The organism is Streptomyces asoensis (genome assembly GCF_016860545.1).
In the GTDB taxonomy this organism is placed as follows: Bacteria; Actinomycetota; Actinomycetes; order Streptomycetales; family Streptomycetaceae; genus Streptomyces; species Streptomyces asoensis.
In genome coordinates, this window is record NZ_BNEB01000005.1 from 198,004 (window position 1) to 215,607 (window position 17,604).

The window sequence follows — 17,604 nt, forward strand, 5'->3', positions numbered from 1 at the left end:
GCCGCCGAGGTGGCGGCTGTCTACGGCGCGACTTTCCGCTCTTCGGCTTTGAGGCCGCGGAGTGTCCAAAGCCCGTACGAAGCCAGCAAGGGTTTGCCGATCATCCACTCTCCAGGACGGTAGTCGTCCGCTCGCACGAGCTTCTCAGCGAGATCAGGGCGCTGCCGTCGCAGGTACGCACGGGCCTTGAGCGCGTGAGCGGGTTGAGAGACGATCTTGATGCGATCGACATCCTCAAGCAGCGGGATCACGTTCGTGATGTTCTCCCATGTCGTCGCGCTCTGGTCCTCGAGAAGCACCGGCCCGTCGAACCCCAGCACCGAGTTCGCGTAGTCGGCCATCAGCTGGGCTTCCGCACCGTAGCTGCCGGTCGCACCCCCGCTGAAGATCACGAGGGTGCCCTTCCCACCGTCAGCGCAAACGGAGCGGATTCCAGCACGAACGCGCCAGCGGTTGACGAAGTTCGCCGTCGAGCGCGGGTTGCGGTAGCCCAGTACGACCACGGCTTCTGTCGCACCCCCGCAGCTCCCCACAAGGGACCGGGACCAGCGCCAGTTCAGCCACTCCCCCCAGACCAGGGCTGTAGCCCCGGCCATCGCCAGCCCTGTCCGTCGTCGCATGCCGCGACTCTAGAGCAGCGACCGACCCGAAGTCCTACCCGGACCAGGCTGTCCACGACGACCGTCTCGGCATCTACTTCTACCGAGCCGTCTACACCATCCCGTAGGCCCCGTCGGCAGAGGAGATACCGCTCGCGGCTCCTCGCTCCCGTGCGCCCGGCGGCCACTTCGGGCAACCGACGCATCCGCTGAGCAGCGGGAGCGACTTCCCCGTACAAACCACCTGCGCAAGTGATCTTTCGAATGGCACCATTGGGGCGGCATACACAACTTGTCCACATCTCCCCATCGAAAGAGTGAGCATCCGTAGATGCGAATATCTCTCGGCACGGCCCGCCGTACAGGTAGTGCGGCAGCGCTCTCCTTGGCCACAGCCCTCGCCGGGCTCGCCTTCCCTGCGACCGCGCAGGCGGCCGTGACCTGCTCGGCCGGCGTGTGGAAGGCCCAGTACTACGCCAACACCACCCTCTCCGGCACTCCGAAGGCCACCGTCTGCGACAGCGCCGTCGCCGAGAACTACGGCTCCGGCGACCCCTCCGGCGTGACCCTTCCGAAGGACAACTTCGGCGTCCGCTGGACCACCACCCGCAACTTCGGCTCCGGCGGCCCCTTCAACCTGAGCGTCGCCGTCCAGGACGGCGCCCGCGTCTACCTCGACGGCACCCGCAAGATCGACCTGTGGCGAAACGTCACTTCGACCCAGCGGAAGACCGTACGCCTGGCGGTACCGGTGAAACATCTCCTTCTCCTACGCGCCGGTCATCGGAGCCACGTACGACAAGACCGTGCCCTTGGCCCCGGTCGGAGTGAAGTCCGGTTTCTCTGCGTCCACGCTGAAGGCGACCCTCACCTGGTCCCGCAACTACGAGATGGACCTGGCCGGTTACCGCGTCTACCGCCGCGTCGCCGGCACCAGCAGCTGGAGCCTGCGCAACTCCACTGCGATCACGGGCACCACCTTCGCCGAAGCGCCTCCGGCGACCGGCGCCGCCTACGAGTACGCCCTCCGCGCCGTCGACCGCACCGCCAACGTCTCCCCGCTCTCCGCGGTGACGAGCGTCGTCAGCGCCGACAGGACCGCCCCCGCCGTGCCCACCGGGCTCACGGCCACGTACGACCCGTCCGCCGGCGCGCGGCTCGCCTGGTCCCCGGTGAGCGGGGCGAGCTCCTACGAGGTGCAGCGGGCCGTCGCGCCCGAGGGGCCGTTCGCCCAGGTCGGCGCGCCCCTTCAGGGGGCCGTCCTGACCGACCCGGCCGCCGCCGTGGGCACGACCTCCTACTACCGCGTGCGGGCCAAAGACGGCGCGGGCAACGCCTCCGCGTACTCCGCGTCCGTCCGGCTCGACGCCGCCGAGGCCAAGCCGCTGCCGCCGACGGCCGTCTCCGCCACCGGCCGGCTCGACCGCAACACCGTCGGCTGGCAGTACGACGGTGACGCGTCCCATCAGTTCCACCTCTACGGCGCCGACTCGGCCGCCGGCCCGTGGACCCGGCTGACCGACACCCCGGTCACCGGCACCGGCTACGACGACTTCGCGGCGCCCGTCGGCGAGGCGCGCTACTACCAGGTCAGGACGGTCACGGCACTCGGCACCGAGTCGGCCCCGTCCACGACCGCCTCGGCCACCCGCATCCGCGACGTCACCCCGCCGCACATGCCGTACGGTCTGGACGCCTGGGACGCCACGGACGGTGTGCACCTCGTCTGGACGCCCAACTCCGACGACACGGACCACTATCTGGTCATGCGCAAGACGATGTTCGGCGCGTGGGAGCAGATCGCCGTGGTGCGGGACGGCACGTACCTGGACACCGGCACCGCGCCCGACGTGCAGTTCGGTTACACCGTCCGCGCCGTCGACGGCTCCGGCAACGTCTCCCCGCTGCCGGAGCCCGGCTACGGCACCGTCTACGGCAAGCGCCTGCCGGTCCACGAGAAGCCGGCCGCGCCCGCTTCGGTGACCGCGACGGCCGACAACGGCAACGTCAAGGTGGAGTGGACCCCGAGCACGTCGACCGACGTGGCCGGCTACTACGTCTACCGCACGACCGTCGCGGACCCGACGACGGCCTACTCGGTCTCCCCGTTCATCACCGGGACGACGTTCACGAACGTGGACGTGCCCGTCGGCCATTCCTGGTACTACGTGGTGCGCGTCGTCAGCACCCACAGCCAGTGGTCCGACTACTCGCCGATGGCCGAGGTCACCGTGCCCTGCCCGGTCCTGACCGGGCCCCCCACCCCCCGGATCACCGGAGGCGGCAGGGGTGCGGACTACGCCCAGCTCAACTGGCAGGTCGGAGCGTGCGACCAGGGTGCGACCGTCTCGTACAACGTCTACCGGTCCATGTCCAGCGCGGACCTCTTCATCCCTGAGCACCGCATCGCCACGGGCGTGACCGCACTGACGTACAGGGATCCCGGTCTGGCGCGGGCGTACTACTACTACGTCGTCACCGCCGTGGCGGCCGACGGCACAGAATCGGCCCCGCAGGCCACGCCGTTCGGGATATCGATGATGGCGCCCTGACGCCCCCGCTCGATCGCTCGATCGCGCTGTCGAGTCGGGACATGCCGTCCATGGGAGGCCCTCCACCGGCGCCTGTCGTGCCGTGGCGGGCCGTTCGAGCGATCGGCCGGTCGCCGCGTTCACGCCCGGGAGGAAGAGGTGGATCTGGAGGTCAGGTGGGGCTCCAGATCTTTCAAACGGGTGGCGTGGTCGGGGTGGGGGGACAGGCCTCGGCCGAGCCGGTCCCGAGCGGTGCCTGTTCGGGGCAGTGCGTCAGCAGTTGCCTGTTTTTGCTGTTCCTCGTGATGCAGTCGTGTCAGGAGCTGGGCCAGGGCCGGGCCGAACCCGAGGTGGGTCGCGTAGAGGTCGGCTCGTAGTTCGGCCCTTCGCCCCGTGTGAGCGTGGGCGTACGGGACCACCAGCATGATCACCGGAAGGCCGTAGGACGCCAGGGCCAGGCCCAAGAGCAAAGCGCCGAGCGTCAGCACGACCAGCCCCGTGCCGAGGAAGCCGAACACTCGAGCCACAAAGAAGGCGACCGCCATCACGGCACGGGCGATACGCCAGACGATGCGACTGGGCAGGGCGTACCAGTAGCCGAGCAGCGAGGCCCAGGCGTGCCCACCTGCATGGTGGCCCAACTCGTGGGCCAGAATGGCGGCCAGCTCGTGAGAAGGCAGCTGATGGATGGCGAAGCGGTTGACGCCGATGAGATGACTGCCGGTAGCAACCCCGAGGTTGGTGTTCTCCACCCACAGTTCATAGCGTCCTTGCGGCAGGTCGGCGCGGGCGAGGACCTCGCGCCACACCGGGTCGAGACGGGCCAGCTCCTGCGCGGTGGGCCGGTGCAGTCCCATGAAGTGCCGGGCGATGGCCCGTTCCGTAGGCCGGTGGAGCATCAGGGCACCGCTGGCCACCCAGACCAGAATCACGAGGACGGCATACCGGCCCAGGAACGAGGCGGCCACCCACAGGACACCGAGGCTGCACAGGAAGTTCGGCAGGTACAGCAACAGCGTCCCCAGAGCCGTGACATCAGGAGGCCGGGCGGCGGAGTTCGTGCCGATCCGGCGCGTCCGACCGGATCCGAAGAACAGGTATCCGACGGCTGCTGCGATGAGCATCAATGGGGCGAGCCACAGCCAGGCCAGGACGTCGTGCGGGGCAGACACGGGTATCCGTCCCCGGGAGGCCGCACTGATGTACCGCAGGCCGGCTACGGCACCGACGCAGGTGATCACGGCTGCGACCGCGGCCGTGATCGTCAGCGCGGCCCGCAGCATCTGTACGCCGCGGGCGATATGCACACCGACGGTACCCGGCTGTCTGCCCATGCTTTCGGCGACCTCGTGCTGGGTGAACCCCAGCGCTTTGGCCGCATAGACCGCGGTCCGCTGCTGCGTGGGCAGCTGCGCCAGCGCACGCTGCACGTCGCATACCGCGATGACCACCTCCTCGACGCTGCTGACTGCTGCCGGAGTGGGTAACTCGGCGAGGACCTCGGCCCGTTGGGCGCGTTCCTGGAGTTCCTGAAGCCGGTTCCTGATCACCTTGTAGAGGTAGGCCCGCGGCCACACGATGCGCTGTTGGTTGCGGAAGGCCTGCGCGAAGGCGTCCTGGACGACATCTTCCGCATCGACATGGGACAGCGGCGTCCCGGCTTCGCGCAGTCGTCGACCGGCATAGCCGACCATCTCCCCGTAGTACCGCTCGTACACGGCTACCAGGGCCAGGTCCTCCACCGGTTCAGTCATTGCGTCCCCGCCCCCTCTCCTCGGACCTACGCCGGCCGAGCCGGGCCCGAACGACTTCCGCCTCCCCGCGGGCGCGGATCCGCTGCGCTGCCGCATGATTGCGAGCCGCGACGCTGCGCAGCAGCTCCACCACGCTCGGCAGCAGGAAGCCCAGCACCACCAGTACCAGAGTAGTAAGATCCATCTCTCCCCCTTCGTGCCACGGCCTTCGTGCCCCGCCTTGAGAGCGGCCGTCATACGGGGAGAGGGGTCAGCTCCGGATTCTCTTTACTGGGCTGACAAAATTTTCTGGCCGTGTGTACCGGTGATCGGCTGCGGCGGCCTCGTCGTGTCGATCCTCAGGCTGCCGGAACACCCGCACGGCAGGCCGCCCCGGCGCCCCGCTCAGGATCCGGGCGGAGAACCGGTCCTGCCTTCGAGCGAGTCGTGGTGGGCGCGGATCTCGTCGTGGTGGTCGGCGGCCCAGCCGATCAGCCGCAGGACGATCTCGTGCAGGCCCCGACCGAGGGGGGCGAGGGCGTACTCCACCCGGGGCGGCACCTCGGCGTACGCGGTCCGCGTGATCAGGCCGTCCTGCTGGAGCTGCTGCAACGTGCGGGTGAGCATGCGCTGGGAGATGCCCGGGATCCGGCGCTGGAGGTCCGTGTAGCGCAGCGGGCCGTCCTCGACGACGGCGATGATCAGCATGCTCCACTTGTCGCCGACCCGGTCGAGCACCTGCCGGACGAAGGCCATGCGATCGGCCGGGATGCTCGCGCACGGCCCGGCGACGGCCGCCATCGCCCCATCGGCGCTGTCCTGCATGGCAGCCGTTCCTCTCCGTCGCGCACACCGGTGTGCCTTTTGTAAGGCCTCCCATACTGGCCCACCATGGCGTTACGAACAAACAGTAGGAATTGGAGGTCAGAGTGTGAGAGTCGAGATCTGGGCGGAGGTCACCTGCCCCTGGTGCGGGCTGGGTGGCCACAGGCTTCACCGGGCCGTGGAGCGGTTCGAGCACGCCGAGCGGGTCGAGGTCGTGCACCGCTCGTTCCCGCTGGGCGGCGGCTTCCCCGCGGACCGCACGGTCGGCGTCCGTGAGGCCCTGCGGAGCAAGCACGGGATCGGCGGCGACGAGGCGGAGGCGGCGACCCGGCACATCGAGGAACTGGCCGCCTCCGAGGGCCTGAGCCCCTACCGGGTGCTGGACAACCAGGTCGGGAACACGGACCGGACGCACGAGTTCCTCGCCCACGCCTCGGCCGAGGGCAGGAACCGCTCGGCCTGGGACGCGGTCTTCCGTGCCTACTTCGGCCGGGCACAGCCCGTCTTCGCCCTGGACGACCTGCTCGAACTGGCCGACGAGCTGGACCTGGACCGCGCGCAGACCCGGCAGGCGCTCGTCGGGCGCCGCTACCGCTCCCAAGTGCGGGCCGAAGCCCGCCGCGCGCGACAACTGGGGGCCACCGGAGCCCCGTTCATCCTCGTCGACGGCCGCTACGGCGTCCCCGGCGCCCAGGACAGCGAGACCCTGCTCGGGCTGCTGCGCACCGCCTGGGACGAGAGCCGGCCGGCCGCCGCCGTGCCCGCGGGCGGTGCACCGGTCTGCGAGCCCGCAGGCCGCGCCGCACCGGCCCGCGACTGACCCGCGGTGGGCCCGCCGCCGCCCTCGACCACCCCGTTTCTCTCGACCACCCCGTTTCTCTCGACCACCCCGTTTCACTCATCAGTTGAAGGAGAACCATGTCCAAGGTCATCGTCGTGCTGGGAGCCGGACCCGGTCTCGGAGCCGCCGTCGCCCGGCGTTTCGCCCGCGAGGGCTTCCGCGTCGCCCTGGTCGCGCGCCGCCAGGACCGCCTCGACACCCTCGTGGCGGAGCTCACCGCCGAGGGCGTCGACGCCGCGGGCTTCACCGCCGACCTCTCCGCCCCCGACGGGATACCCACGGTCATCGGCGCCGTCCGTGCGCACTTCGGCCGCATCGACGTCGTCGAGTACGGGCCGATCCCCCAGGGCGGCTTCGCGCCCGCAGCCGAACTGGAGCCGTCCGAGCTGGCCCAGGGCTTCCCGTTGCTCGTGCTCACCCCGCTCGCCGTCCTGCGGTCGGTGCTCGGGGAGTGGAAGGAGCGGGGCGACGGCGCCTTCCTCATGACCACCGGCGCCACCGCCGTGCGCCCCAGGGCCCACGCGAGCGGTGTCGGCCCGCTGATGGCCGCCGCCCGCAACTGGCTCTACTCACTCAACGGCGAACTCGCGGCGTCGGGCATCTACGCCGGGACCCTGTCCGTCGCCGCGTTCATCACCGGGAGCGACGCGGCCGGGGCGGCCGCGGCATCGGGCGATCCCGTGCTCGCCGCGCTGCCCGTCGTCGACCCGGCCGAACTGGCCGACCTGTACTGGGACATGTACACCGAGCGCGACCGCGTCGAGGAAGTTCACCCCGAGCTCGGCTCCTGATGTACAAGGGGCGCGGCTCCTCGTGTGCCGCGCTGCCCTTGATCGTCGCGCTCAGCGGTGCTCGGGGTTGTCCGCGCCCGGACGGCAGCCGGCGTCCCATTCCGAGCGCTGGTTGCCGTAGGCGGGGATGCCCCCGGCCCGCTTCAGCAGGGCCGCCAGGTGCATCAGGTTCCAGGTCATGAAGCTGGTGTTGCGGTTGGTGAAGTCGTTCTCGGGGCCACCGGAACCGGGGTCGAGGTACGAGGGTCCTGGTCCGGCGGGGCCGATCCATCCCGCGTCCGCCTGCGGCGGGACGGTGTACCCGAGGTGTTGGAGGCTGTAGAGCAGATTCATCGCGCAGTGCTTCACACCGTCCTCGTTGCCCGTGATCAGACAGCCGCCGACGCGCCCGTAATAGGCGTACTGACCCTGGGAGTTGAGCAGGCTGGAACAGCTGTAGAGGCGCTCGACGACCCGCTTGGTGACGGAGCTGTTGTCGCCCAGCCAGATGGGTCCGGCCAGGACCAGGATGTCCGCGGCCATCACCTTTTCGAAGAGCTGCGGCCAGACGTCCGTGGCGAAGCCATGCTCGGTCATGTCCGGGTAGACGCCGGGTGCGATGTCCTCGTCGACCGCGCGGACGAGCTCCGTGGTCACCCCTCGCGACTCCATGATCGCCCGGCTCTTGTCGATCAGTCCCTGGGTATGACTGAGCTGCGGGGACGGCTTGAGCGTGCAGTTGACGAAGAGCGCGCGCAGGTCGTCGAAGCGGTGATCGGCCTCGCCGGACGAGGCGGGTGATGCTGCCATGACGGACTCCGGGAAGAGAGGGAACGGGGTCGAGGGCGGTGCCGCGGCGAAGCCTCCGACGGGGTCGGGGGCACTGCCAGCGGCAGCGTCTCGCGGAATCCGCCCGCCGTCCCGTTGCGACGCACCGCCACACGGTGGGTTCCCGGAACGCCCGCCGGTCGCGTGTCCGTCGCCGCACGACGGGCCGCCCGTGTGTGAGGACGGCGCCGACGCGTCGTCCTCACCACTCCCCCGTTCCCCGTTCCCGACCGGGCCGCCGACGGGATCCGGCGCGCCCACCGGACCGGTCAGCGGCGCAGCCGGGGCGCGAGGGCCGCGCGGACGGCCTCGGTCACCCGGTCCGTGCCGGGGTCTCCCTCCTCTCCCTCTCCAGCTCCCGGTTCCGCTCCCGGTTCCGGGCTCAGCACGCGCTGGAGGTCGAGCAGCAGTCGGTCGGTCGCGCGCCAGAGCGGGACGAACATCCCGGCCGCCGGGCCGAGGCCGCGCACCGGACCGTGGGACAGCTCCGTGACCGTCCTGGCGATCGCCACCGTCTCCGGGTCCCGCAGGATCACCTGCACCTCGTCGTCGACGAGCCTGATCTCCATCGTGCGCGCGGCGGCCTCCTCCGGATTCGCGTCCGTGGTCGTCCCCGGGTCGAGTGCGTCGATCTTGGCGGCGACCGCGTCCGCGTCGACCCCGAGATCGCGCAGCACCTTCGCGGCCATGCTGTTCTCCGCGCGCATCAGCGCCTCGAGCAGATGATGGCTGCCGACCGGTGCGGCCCCGGCCAGCGCGGTGGCGACGGCCAGGGTGTCCTCGGCTGCGGTCGTACCGGCCGGCCGGGAGCCGCGCGCGAGGTCCTGCGGGCTCTCCGACCCGTGTTGCCCCTCTCGCCCCCGATCTCCCCGAGAGGCCTGTGGTGCCTGGGACGTCTGTGGTCCGCCGACTCCTGGCGTCTGCGGCGCGTACGTCTGCTGCGCCGACGCGAGCACCTCGGTACGGATCCGGTCGACCGGGTCGATCCGCCCGGCGAGGAGCCGGGCGCCTGCGCTCTCCCCCTCCGCGACGAGGGCCAGCAGGATGTGTTCGGGGCCGATGTGGGTGTGGCGCAGCTGGTTGGCCTCGCCCAGGGCCAGGTCCAGGGTCTTCTTCGCACCCGGGGCGAACGGGATGTGACCCGACGTCATACGGGTGCCGGGCTCGACCGCGGCGGCGAGGTCGGCCTGTGCCGTCTCCTTGTCGTACCCGAGCCGGTGCAGGGCCTTCGCCGCCGCGGTGTCCGGGGCGTCCAGCAGGGCCAACAGGATGTGCTCCGTGCCGATCAGGTCGTGCTGGAGCCGCCTCGCTTCCTCCTGGGCCGTGACGACTACTTTGCGGGCTTCCACCGTGAAGCGTTCGAAAGTCATGCTTCCATGCTCCCAACCCTGTCAATACACTGCTTCTGACAGGGTCACCATGAGGGAGGGAGGGTGTGATGGACACACCGTCGGACTGGGAGGGCCGGCTCGCGCACTGGCAGAACGAGCTGGAGCTGTTCGAGCGGCTGGACGAGACACCCTGGGTCACGCTGGCCCGGGCGGAGGCCGAGACGGGCGTCTCCCGCTCGGCGCTCCGCTCCTGGTACCGCAACGGCGAGATCCGGTCCCGCCTGGTGGACGGCCCCAACGGGCCGCAACGCCTGGTCCAGCTGGAGGCGGTGGTCGAGCGCGCGGCCGCGTCACCGCGCATCCAGCGCCGGGCGGAACGCGAGGTCGGTCTGGAGGCCCAGGTCACCCTGCTCCGCCACCGGGTCGACCAGCTCGAGCTGAGGCTGGCCGCGCTCGAACGGAAGTGACCGGCGCGGGCCGCACCGTACGGCGGGCCCGGATCAGCCGCGGCTCAGGTCCAGGTCCGCGTACAGCAGGTGGTGGTCCGAGGCCGCGGTGGGGCGCACGTGGTGTCCGAGCGGGAGGATGCCCCGCAGGAAGACGTAGTCGAACTTGCTGTGCCAGTCGGTGGTCGCCTCACAGGTGCCGATGAGCCCGGGACGGCACTGTTCGTCCACGTCCATGGCCAGGGCCCATATGCGGGAGAGTTCGGGGGTCTCCGGGACCGCGTTGAAGTCACCGAGCAGGATCGCGCGGTCGTGGCGGGCGACGGCTGCGGCCAGTACGGCGGTCTGGGAGGCCCTGACGGTCTCCTGACGCCGTTCCGCGAGGTGCGTGTTGAAGACCCGCAGCGACCGGCCGCCGACAGTGGTGGTCACCGCCATGTACCCACGGTCCTCGGATCCGCCGTCGGGGTACTCGACGATCACGTGGTCCGTCATCGGGGCAGCCGAGAGGATCGCCTGGCCGTAGCCGCCGGGGCTCCACGGCATTCCCCCGCAGCGGCCCCAGTTGTGCAGCACCGACCCGTACTCGACGTGGTACGCCAGGCCGTAGAGGTCCTCCAGGTTGTCCCGGATCTTCTCGACGTCCCGTACGCACGCCTCCTGGAGGCCGATGACCTGGGGCGCGTAGGCGGCGATGGCCGCGGCGCGGTCGACGTTGCTCTCCCCGCAGGGGTTGCAGATGTTCCACGTCATGACGCGGTTCGGCACGACGCGCCTGACGGCGTCGGAGGGCAGGGGTTTGACGGGGAGGGCGTCGGTCGACGCGCTGGGGCCGACGAGGGCGAAGCCGGCCACGATCATGGCGCCCAGGACCAACCACGTGCCCTTTGCGAACACTTCGCCTCCTCACGGTGGATGCCGAGGCATCTCACGTCTCCCCGCACGAGATTAGGCGACGGGGCTGTCGGGGAGCTGTCGACGGTGCCTGCCCGCACCCTCGGTCACCAGGCGTGTCGCCCCGCATCGCGGCTGCACGGGCCGGGCCACAGGGCTACCGCATGCAAGGTTGCGTCCCAACTCGGCCAACTGTGCCGCTGGTTATGTCCGAAAACATCGGTAACTCCTACACAACCATCCGAATGCGTCGCCGGTCACCTAAGGCGGGAGCAACCAACTCCTGCAATCACAAGGGGGAAATATGCGATTCACCCGTTCCGTCCTGGGAGCCACCGCTCTGGCGGCTCTGTCGCTGGGGGCCACGACCGCCCTCGCGGCACCCGCCTCGGCCGCACCCAACACCACTCCGCAGAAGGTCTGCGGCAGCGGCTACAAGACCGTGAACTCCGCGGCCGTCGGCACCCTGGGCACCGTCTACCTGGCGTACAACGCCACCAACGGCAACAACTGTGTCGTCACCATCCGCAACAACCCCGGCCTCGCGGTGGACATGTCCAGCTGGATCTACGTCCCCGCGACCAACGAGGGCGACGACGACTACGGGCGCTACACCTCGTACGCCGGCCCGTCCTACGTGATCGGCAAGGGCTACTGCGTCGACTGGGGCGGCGGTATCGCCAACACCACCGTCCAGGTGACCGGTTCCAACTGCGGCTCGCTCAAGGAGCACCGGACGACCTCCACCCGCTGACGGAACCCCTCACGGGGCCGTCACCACCGGTCCTGCCCGGTTCCCGTCCCACGGGAGCCGGGCAGCACCCGGTCCGGGTGTCGCGGTTCAGGTGCCGGAGGTGGCCACCTCGACGCCGAAGCCGATGAGGACGACACCCGTGAAGAGGTTGGGGTTCAGGGAGGACCGGCGACCACGGGAGCCGCCGTACCCGCCCCGGGCGCGGCGGGTCGCCGCCGCGCTCACACCCGGGGCCGGGCAGGGTCGTCCATGCCGGGGGCCGTCAGTCGCCCGTGCCAGGGCCGGGCATATCGCCCGTGCCGGGGCCGTCAGTCGCCGATCCGCGGGAGGAAGGAGACGAGCTTGCTCTCGTTCCTGGCGATCAACGCGTCCCCGTACAGCAGCATTTGGGGCGCGCCCCGCAAGCCGGGCCCCGGTGTGCCGAGGTCGACGTGGTCGCGCCAGAGCTGGGCGCCCGTGCGCAGATCGAGTGCCGAGACGTCTCCGCCGGGACCGAGGAAGTACACGACTCCCAGCTGCGCCGAACCCACGGGAGACGCCATGCCGGGCATCGCGTTCCGGTCGGGCACGTCGACGCCCGCGGGCCGCGACCACAGGACCCTTCCCGTGGTCAGGGAGTAGGCCGAGGCCTTGCCCGCGAACGAGACGGTGATCAGCCGGTCCCCGACGATCGCGGACGTCGCCGCCTGCCCCTGGACCCGGTACGGGTGGGAGGTCCGCTGTCCGGATCCGTTCAGAACTGTCACCCGTCCCTCGCCGCCGGCCGTGGCGGTCGGGTCGTCCGTGTGGAACAGGAACATCCGGTCCTCCGAGGTCCCCATGAGCTCCTGCCTGCCCGGGAGGGTAGTGACCTTCACCGCGCGGCCGGAGGCGGGGTCGAGCCGGACGACGTCGGTAACGGCCGGCTTCTCGGTGTCGAGCGAGCACAGGAGGTAGGGCACACCGCCCAGCGCGGCCCGCTGGCACACGGTTCCCTTGTCCCAGCTGTGACTCCACTTCTTCTGACCGGTGCGCGGGTCGAGCGCCGACACGGTGCGCAGCGAAGGCGTGTTCGCGAGCACCGCGCCGTCGATCACCATGGCCGCCTGGCCGGTGCGGTCGTCCTGCGGCATCTGCGCCGTCCACAGCACCTTGCCGCCGGCGGCGTCCACCGCCATCAGATCGGTGCCGCCCGCGTAGTCGCCGTCCAGCTGGTTGTGCGAGGTGTGATTGCGGTAGGCGAACACCACCCCCTCGAGCACGGCGAACGGATGGTCGATCCCGTCGCCTTCGCGATTGACCTTCACCGTCCACAGCCGTTCGCCGGTACCGGCGTCGAACTTCGCGGCGTCGTAGGCGGATCCGGCGCAGTACAGCGCGGAGCCGTCCACCAGACAGCCGCGTTCACCGGCGCCGGGGACGTCGCTCCGCCACGGCTGCCAGCCGTCGGGCGGTGTCGCCTTCTCCGCCGTCGGGGACACCGCGGGCCGCGGGGGGCGGTCCTGTGGTGCGCCGTCTCCCCCGAAGCCGAGTGCCGCCCCGGCGGCGATCGCGGCGACGGCCGCCACTGACCCGGCGGCCAGGGCGGCACGGCGCCTGGCGCGCCGCCGCATCACCTTCTCGACCAGGTCCCCAGGTGCCCGCACCCCGTCCAGGGCCACCGCGTGCAGCGTCTCCCGGACCTTGCCCTCCACCTGTTCCGTGGTCATCCCCGTACCCCCTTGGGCGTGTAGCTGAGCGGCTGGGCCTCTTCCGCGACGCCTTCGGGCCCGAGTTCCGGCACGAGCGCGCGGAGCTTGGCGAGCGTCCGGTACGTCGTGCTGCGGACGGTGCCGACCGGGCATCCCAGGAGGGCGGCGACCTCCCCCTCCGGCAGGTCCTCGAAGTAGCGCAGCACGACGACCGCCCGCTGCCGCTTCGTCAGCCGGCCGAGCGCCGCCCACAGCGCGATGCGCAGTTCGGCGCCCGTCCCGGCGTCCGAATCCGTACCGGGCTCGGGCAGGACGGGCACCGTCGTCTCGGCCCGGTGCCTGCGCAGCCGCCAGCGGCTCACCTGCTGGCGGTACATGACCTGGCGGATGTACGCCTCGTGCTGGTCGATGTGCGCCCAGCGTCCGTACGCTTTCATCAGCGCGATCTGCAGTAAGTCCTCCGCGGCGTGTTGGTCCCCGCCGGTGAGCAGTACCGCGAGCCGCAGCAGCGCGGTGGAACGCGCGGCTACGAACTCGCGGAACTCGTCGTGACTCGAGGCCTTCATCCGTCCTCCCCTTCTCGACAGCTCAAGACGCGACGAGCCGCCCGCCGCTATCCCTCGCCGGACGGAACTCTCCGCCCACACCCGCCGAGGCGGACGCCAGGAGGCCCCGGACCGTCGGTCCGGGGCCTCCCGCGTGGGTGCGGGTGCGTGACTCAGCCTCGCAGGGACGCCTTCGGCGCACCGGCACCGGCACCGGCACCCGATGCGGATCCGACCGTGGGGCGCGCGCCGTGGGTCATCGGATCCAGTGCCTGCCGACGCCGCTTCAGGGACTCCTTGGCCGCCTCGCGCGGGTGGCGGCGGCGCCAGTACGGGTTGTCGTGGGACAGCTTGCTGGAGACCCGGCCGTACATGCCGAAGGTGAGGATGATCAGCCCCATGACGAAGCTGAACATCACGTTGATCATGCCGAAGTCGAGCACGTTGGCCGACCGGTCCAGGATGAAGACGTGGACGAATCCGCTCAGCAGGAACAGCGAGCCGACCACCATGTTGAGCGTCGAAGCGAAGTTGCCGCCGACGATCGCGCCGGCGATGAGGACCAGGCCGACGACCACGGAGATCAGGCTCAGGACGCCGTTGGTCGACATACCGGCGAGATGGCGGCCGTCCGTGTCGAACGGGCTCAGCCGGTCGGCGAACCCGAGAGTCCCGAAGACCAGCAGGACGAGGCCGCAGAAGGCGGCTCCGTAGCGGTAGACGGTGGCCAGCCGGTGGTCGAGGGGCAACTCGTCGCTGAGTTTCATGGCGGGTCCTTTCCGGAGCCGAGGACTCTTCGTCACCTTCGGAAGGCGGCGCCGCTGCGACCGCTCTGCCCCGTATTCGCCCCGACCGACCGGATCGGTTGCACTCCATAGGAGTTACTTCGCGACTTTTGCCACGGCTTTTGCCACCGACCGGCCGGTCAGGGGCGCAGCAGTCCGACGGTGCCGACGGCGACGGCCTGTCCGCGGGTGAGGACCACGAACCGCCGACCGAGCGGCTGCGACGTCACGTCCACGAAGGCGCCCGCATACGGCACCGGGCCCAGGATGTCGACACTCAGGCCGCTCACGGCGGCCGCCGTCATGCCGCAGGTCAGCAGAGCCGCCTGCCGACCCGCCTCCAGAACGGCCGCGGCCGTCAGACGGGAGGACCGTCCGCCGGTCAGCACGGGATGACAGGGATCCTTGGGCGCGATCACCAGTCGGCCCCGGGGCGCACGCCCCAGCATGACGTCCGGCTCCGCGGCCGCTCCCACGGCGGCCGCCGCCGGGTACAGGAGGCCGTGGCCCGCGTGGACGCCGGGCGTTGCGGCGCCCTGCCGCACGGCCATCCGGATCGTGCACGAGCCGAAGCGCAGGCCCGAGTGGAGGAAGTCCGCGAAGACGCGGTATCCCGCGAGTCTGCCGGCATCGAGCATCACGTCCCCGACGGCGACCCGGGCGAGCACGGCGGTGGCCACGCCCCGCTCGCACGGCTGCGCCTGCGGGGTCACGCCCCAGCGGATCGAATCGGGCTCCAGAGCCGACACCGCCCTCGGGAGGTGGTGCAGCTCCAGCGCCGCGGCGATCTGACGGACGGACTCCACCATGATCAGCGGGTGATGCGTGACGGCCGTGGCGCGCTCATTGAGCGGATGGTGCCGAGGCCACTGGCACCAGGCCTCGAACCCCCGGGGGCCCAGTCGCCGCAGCGACAGGACGAGCAGGGAGGCAATCGTCTCGAGACCGAGGCCGCGCCAGGTCGGCGGCACGTCCATGGCCTCGGGCTCCGGGACGGCCACGGTGGCCGGATCGCGGGGCCGCCTCGCCGCGGCCCGCGTGTCGTGCGTCGCGCCCTGCATGTGCGCCTCCTGATGACGACGGGACGGCCCGCGAACGGCGTACGCGGCGGATCGGGGGATGGTGACGGCCCGAGGGGGGTGTCGAGCCCGGGTGGCGTGGTGGACGAGGCCTGAGGGGCCGGGGCGGAGGGACGGAGGCTCAGGGGGCCGGGCCTGGGCGGTCGGGACCTTCCGGGCCGCGCGACCGACGGGGTCCGAGTCGGGCGAGAAGGCGGACGGCGGCCCGGCCGAGACGGGCGACGAAGCCGAGGACGTGCGCGCCCCGGCGCCACCGGGCTCGGTCGTCCGGCGGGGCCGGAGAGTCGGCAGACGGCGGCTCGTCCCCGGCTTCCTCCGCCCGCGCAGCCGACCGCACGGCCTCCTGCACGGACGCCCGCAGCCGGGCCGGAGGGCTGAGAAGCGGCGACTCCGGGCAGGCGAGCCGGCCGGCGGCGACGGCACGCTCGTAGAGCGCCAGCCGTTCGCGGCACGCGGGACAGGTGTCGACGTGCCGGACGGCGACGTCTTCCCAGTCAGAGCGGACGCCGTCCAGAGCACGCGCCACGAGATCCGCGTGCGGGACGTGGGACCACTGCCTGCCTTCGGCCATGCCGTCAGCTCCCTCGGTCAGCTCCTCGCACCACCACTACCGGCGGACGGCTCCCCGCGGATGCACCGGCCCGCAGGACTCCTCCCGAATCCGTCGCGCAAAAGCGCTCCGATCGCGAAATATGCGGGCGCGTACACTGGGAACCATCGCTGGCATCAGTCGATCCACAGGAGGACCGATGATTGGCGTACTGGTGACTTTCACGCAAGCCGAAAAGTTCGATCCTTCCGCTCTCGCAAAGACTGCCGACGAACTCCGCGAGCCGTTCGAAGGCATGCCCGGCCTGCGCTTCAAGAGCTTCATGCTCGACGAGGCCGGATTGCAGGCGCGGAACTTCTACGTATGGGACGACGAGGAAAAAGGCCGCTCCTTCTTCACGGAGGAACTCGTCGAAAAGGTGACGGGAATTTACGGCACCCGACCCGAAATCGAATACCTGGAGATCGTGGGGTTCGTCGACAACTCCGGCACTTGATTATCGGCGAGGACGAGGGCGGTGAACTGCGGCGCCGTACCCATGCGGGGGATTGTTCCGCCCCCGGTGTACGACCGGACCGGGTGGGGCCGCTCCCGCACGGGTTCAGCCTGCGGCGGCCGGGGCGGTGAACGGCGCCGGGCACCCTTCGGATCCACCGGCGCGGCGGCGGCATGGCCCGTCCGCCGACACGGCTTCCTCATCTGCGTCGATAGTGCATCGTTTCCTCACGACGCCAACGCGCCGCTCGCTTCGAGGGACCTGCCGAGTCGGTGGAGGCCGCGGCGGGCGTGGCTCTTGACCGTGCCCAGGGGCCAGCCGGTGAGCTCGGCGATCTGGGGTTGCGTCAGGTCTCCGTAGAAGGCGAGGACGAGTACGCGGCGCTGGGCTTCGGGCAGCCGGGCGAGTTCCCGGCCGACGAGGACCCGGTCGAGCACCGCGTCCGGCTGGGCATCACTGTCGGCGCACGGCTCGGACATCCGCTCCCCGACCGCCGTCGCCAGTTCGGCCCGCCGTGTACGAGCGGTCAATGCGTCCGCGATCTTGCGGCGGGTGATCCCGACGAGCCAGGCCCCCAGGGCGCCCCGCTCGGGGTGGAAGCCGGCACGACCCCGCCAGGCGGCGAGGAAAACGGTCTGGGTGACGTCCTCCGCTTCCCTGGCGTCGCCCAGCGAGCGCCGCGCGAGGGTGTACACCAGGGGCGCCCACCGGTCGTACGCGGCGGTCAGGCCTGCCTCGTCGCCGGAGACGAAGCCGGCCGCCAGTTCGTCGTCGGCCGGGCAGTCCTCCGCGGGGACGTGCAGCGGGGCGGGGGTGTCGACGGTGCGCTCGGTGGCTTGGCGTGCACTCATGGAGCTGCTCCTCGTGCGGGCGGAGACCGGTGCCGTCTCGGTTGGGACCTGGTACGCGGGCGGACCCGCATGCCGG

20 protein-coding genes and 1 pseudogene are annotated in these 17,604 nt (G+C 70.8%); 7 read left to right on the forward strand and 14 right to left on the reverse strand.

What is annotated here, in order from left to right:
* Positions 1-20: 20 nt before the first annotated feature.
* Positions 21-620 carry a YdcF family protein gene (locus Saso_RS24225; RefSeq protein WP_189921742.1) on the reverse strand — a complete coding sequence of 200 codons (600 nt, stop codon included), beginning with the start codon at positions 618-620 and terminating at the stop codon, positions 21-23.
* A gap of 310 nt (positions 621-930) precedes the next feature.
* Here Saso_RS24225 and Saso_RS24230 point away from each other — a divergent pair.
* Positions 931-1,329 (forward strand): annotated as a pseudogene (locus Saso_RS24230) (PA14 domain-containing protein); the annotation flags it as partial.
* A 76-nt stretch (positions 1,330-1,405) separates the two neighbouring features.
* Positions 1,406-3,151, forward strand: coding sequence for a fibronectin type III domain-containing protein (locus Saso_RS24235; protein ID WP_189921740.1), 1,746 nt, complete (start codon positions 1,406-1,408; stop codon positions 3,149-3,151).
* Positions 3,152-3,270: 119 nt separating this feature from the next.
* On the opposite strand, the gene Saso_RS24240 is transcribed toward Saso_RS24235, so the two are convergent.
* The 3 genes from Saso_RS24240 to Saso_RS24250 form a co-directional block, all read right to left on the reverse strand.
* Positions 3,271-4,884 (reverse strand): sigma-70 family RNA polymerase sigma factor, encoded by a 1,614-nt coding sequence (locus Saso_RS24240; protein ID WP_189921738.1) that lies wholly within the window; start codon positions 4,882-4,884, stop codon positions 3,271-3,273.
* Positions 4,877-5,068 carry a hypothetical protein gene (locus tag Saso_RS24245; RefSeq protein ID WP_189921736.1) on the reverse strand — a complete coding sequence of 64 codons (192 nt, stop codon included), beginning with the start codon at positions 5,066-5,068 and terminating at the stop codon, positions 4,877-4,879. The genes Saso_RS24240 and Saso_RS24245 overlap by 8 nt, the downstream gene beginning before the upstream one ends.
* Positions 5,069-5,268: 200 nt before the next feature.
* Positions 5,269-5,688, reverse strand: a complete 420-nt coding sequence (locus Saso_RS24250; RefSeq protein ID WP_189921734.1) for a winged helix-turn-helix transcriptional regulator — start codon at positions 5,686-5,688, stop codon at positions 5,269-5,271.
* Positions 5,689-5,794: 106 nt separating this feature from the next.
* Between Saso_RS24250 and Saso_RS24255 the strand changes: the two genes are divergently transcribed.
* Entirely contained in the window at positions 5,795-6,508 is a 714-nt protein-coding gene (locus Saso_RS24255) for a DsbA family protein (RefSeq protein WP_189921732.1), read from the forward strand.
* A gap of 98 nt (positions 6,509-6,606) precedes the next feature.
* On the forward strand, positions 6,607-7,320 hold the full coding sequence (locus Saso_RS24260; RefSeq protein WP_189921730.1) for an SDR family NAD(P)-dependent oxidoreductase: 714 nt from the start codon (positions 6,607-6,609) through the stop codon (positions 7,318-7,320).
* A gap of 51 nt (positions 7,321-7,371) precedes the next feature.
* On the opposite strand, the gene Saso_RS24265 is transcribed toward Saso_RS24260, so the two are convergent.
* Positions 7,372-8,109: a flavodoxin family protein gene (locus Saso_RS24265; protein WP_189921728.1), complete on the reverse strand. Its 738-nt coding sequence runs from the start codon at positions 8,107-8,109 to the stop codon at positions 7,372-7,374.
* Between the two features lie 287 nt (positions 8,110-8,396).
* On the reverse strand, positions 8,397-9,497 hold the full coding sequence (locus Saso_RS24270) for a Clp protease N-terminal domain-containing protein (RefSeq protein ID WP_189921726.1): 1,101 nt from the start codon (positions 9,495-9,497) through the stop codon (positions 8,397-8,399).
* Between the two features lie 68 nt (positions 9,498-9,565).
* Here Saso_RS24270 and Saso_RS24275 point away from each other — a divergent pair, with 68 nt between their 5' ends.
* On the forward strand, positions 9,566-9,925 hold the full coding sequence (locus Saso_RS24275) for an excisionase (protein ID WP_189921724.1): 360 nt from the start codon (positions 9,566-9,568) through the stop codon (positions 9,923-9,925).
* 33 nt (positions 9,926-9,958) lie between these two features.
* Here Saso_RS24275 and Saso_RS24280 read toward each other — a convergent pair whose 3' ends face one another.
* The gene (locus tag Saso_RS24280) at positions 9,959-10,765 is read right to left on the reverse strand and encodes an endonuclease/exonuclease/phosphatase family protein (RefSeq protein ID WP_189922184.1); all 807 of its coding nucleotides are present in this window, start codon (positions 10,763-10,765) and stop codon (positions 9,959-9,961) included.
* 337 nt (positions 10,766-11,102) lie between these two features.
* Between Saso_RS24280 and Saso_RS24285 the strand changes: the two genes are divergently transcribed.
* On the forward strand, positions 11,103-11,552 hold the full coding sequence (locus Saso_RS24285; RefSeq protein WP_189921722.1) for a spore-associated protein: 450 nt from the start codon (positions 11,103-11,105) through the stop codon (positions 11,550-11,552).
* 87 nt (positions 11,553-11,639) lie between these two features.
* On the opposite strand, the gene Saso_RS24290 is transcribed toward Saso_RS24285, so the two are convergent.
* From Saso_RS24290 to Saso_RS24315, 6 genes are all read right to left on the reverse strand, one after another.
* Complete coding sequence (locus tag Saso_RS24290) at positions 11,640-11,777, reverse strand: hypothetical protein (protein WP_189921721.1); 138 nt, start codon at positions 11,775-11,777, stop codon at positions 11,640-11,642.
* Positions 11,778-11,860: 83 nt separating this feature from the next.
* On the reverse strand, positions 11,861-13,240 hold the full coding sequence (locus Saso_RS24295) for an outer membrane protein assembly factor BamB family protein (protein WP_189921719.1): 1,380 nt from the start codon (positions 13,238-13,240) through the stop codon (positions 11,861-11,863).
* Positions 13,237-13,788 carry a SigE family RNA polymerase sigma factor gene (locus Saso_RS24300; RefSeq protein WP_189921717.1) on the reverse strand — a complete coding sequence of 184 codons (552 nt, stop codon included), beginning with the start codon at positions 13,786-13,788 and terminating at the stop codon, positions 13,237-13,239. The genes Saso_RS24295 and Saso_RS24300 overlap by 4 nt, the downstream gene beginning before the upstream one ends.
* A gap of 152 nt (positions 13,789-13,940) precedes the next feature.
* A complete protein-coding gene (locus Saso_RS24305; RefSeq protein ID WP_189921715.1) occupies positions 13,941-14,534 on the reverse strand; it encodes a DUF4383 domain-containing protein in 594 nt (197 codons plus the stop codon).
* A gap of 158 nt (positions 14,535-14,692) precedes the next feature.
* On the reverse strand, positions 14,693-15,613 hold the full coding sequence (locus Saso_RS24310; RefSeq protein ID WP_189921713.1) for a hypothetical protein: 921 nt from the start codon (positions 15,611-15,613) through the stop codon (positions 14,693-14,695).
* Positions 15,614-15,752: 139 nt separating this feature from the next.
* Complete coding sequence (locus tag Saso_RS24315; RefSeq protein WP_189921711.1) at positions 15,753-16,202, reverse strand: hypothetical protein; 450 nt, start codon at positions 16,200-16,202, stop codon at positions 15,753-15,755.
* 178 nt (positions 16,203-16,380) lie between these two features.
* Here Saso_RS24315 and Saso_RS24320 point away from each other — a divergent pair, with 178 nt between their 5' ends.
* Complete coding sequence (locus Saso_RS24320; protein ID WP_189921709.1) at positions 16,381-16,677, forward strand: hypothetical protein; 297 nt, start codon at positions 16,381-16,383, stop codon at positions 16,675-16,677.
* Between the two features lie 227 nt (positions 16,678-16,904).
* Here the strand turns inward: Saso_RS24320 and Saso_RS24325 are convergent, their stop codons facing one another.
* Positions 16,905-17,528: an RNA polymerase sigma factor gene (locus Saso_RS24325; RefSeq protein WP_189921707.1), complete on the reverse strand. Its 624-nt coding sequence runs from the start codon at positions 17,526-17,528 to the stop codon at positions 16,905-16,907.
* Positions 17,529-17,604 lie beyond the last annotated feature (76 nt).

Bases quoted from the DNA above. Each gene is read 5' to 3' on its own strand.
- Saso_RS24225 (WP_189921742.1), bottom strand. From the start codon at position 620: ATGCGACGACGGACAGGGCTGGCGATGGCCGGGGCTACAGCCCTGGTC.
- Saso_RS24240 (WP_189921738.1), bottom strand. From the start codon at position 4,884: ATGACTGAACCGGTGGAGGACCTGGCCCTGGTAGCCGTGTACGAGCGG.
- Saso_RS24245 (WP_189921736.1), bottom strand. From the start codon at position 5,068: ATGGATCTTACTACTCTGGTACTGGTGGTGCTGGGCTTCCTGCTGCCG.
- Saso_RS24250 (WP_189921734.1), bottom strand. From the start codon at position 5,688: ATGCAGGACAGCGCCGATGGGGCGATGGCGGCCGTCGCCGGGCCGTGC.
- Saso_RS24260 (WP_189921730.1), top strand. From the start codon at position 6,607: ATGTCCAAGGTCATCGTCGTGCTGGGAGCCGGACCCGGTCTCGGAGCC.
- Saso_RS24265 (WP_189921728.1), bottom strand. From the start codon at position 8,109: ATGGCAGCATCACCCGCCTCGTCCGGCGAGGCCGATCACCGCTTCGAC.
- Saso_RS24270 (WP_189921726.1), bottom strand. From the start codon at position 9,497: ATGACTTTCGAACGCTTCACGGTGGAAGCCCGCAAAGTAGTCGTCACG.
- Saso_RS24275 (WP_189921724.1), top strand. From the start codon at position 9,566: ATGGACACACCGTCGGACTGGGAGGGCCGGCTCGCGCACTGGCAGAAC.
- Saso_RS24280 (WP_189922184.1), bottom strand. From the start codon at position 10,765: ATGATCGTGGCCGGCTTCGCCCTCGTCGGCCCCAGCGCGTCGACCGAC.
- Saso_RS24285 (WP_189921722.1), top strand. From the start codon at position 11,103: ATGCGATTCACCCGTTCCGTCCTGGGAGCCACCGCTCTGGCGGCTCTG.
- Saso_RS24295 (WP_189921719.1), bottom strand. From the start codon at position 13,240: ATGACCACGGAACAGGTGGAGGGCAAGGTCCGGGAGACGCTGCACGCG.
- Saso_RS24300 (WP_189921717.1), bottom strand. From the start codon at position 13,788: ATGAAGGCCTCGAGTCACGACGAGTTCCGCGAGTTCGTAGCCGCGCGT.
- Saso_RS24305 (WP_189921715.1), bottom strand. From the start codon at position 14,534: ATGAAACTCAGCGACGAGTTGCCCCTCGACCACCGGCTGGCCACCGTC.
- Saso_RS24310 (WP_189921713.1), bottom strand. From the start codon at position 15,613: ATGCAGGGCGCGACGCACGACACGCGGGCCGCGGCGAGGCGGCCCCGC.
- Saso_RS24315 (WP_189921711.1), bottom strand. From the start codon at position 16,202: ATGGCCGAAGGCAGGCAGTGGTCCCACGTCCCGCACGCGGATCTCGTG.
- Saso_RS24320 (WP_189921709.1), top strand. From the start codon at position 16,381: ATGATTGGCGTACTGGTGACTTTCACGCAAGCCGAAAAGTTCGATCCT.
- Saso_RS24325 (WP_189921707.1), bottom strand. From the start codon at position 17,528: ATGAGTGCACGCCAAGCCACCGAGCGCACCGTCGACACCCCCGCCCCG.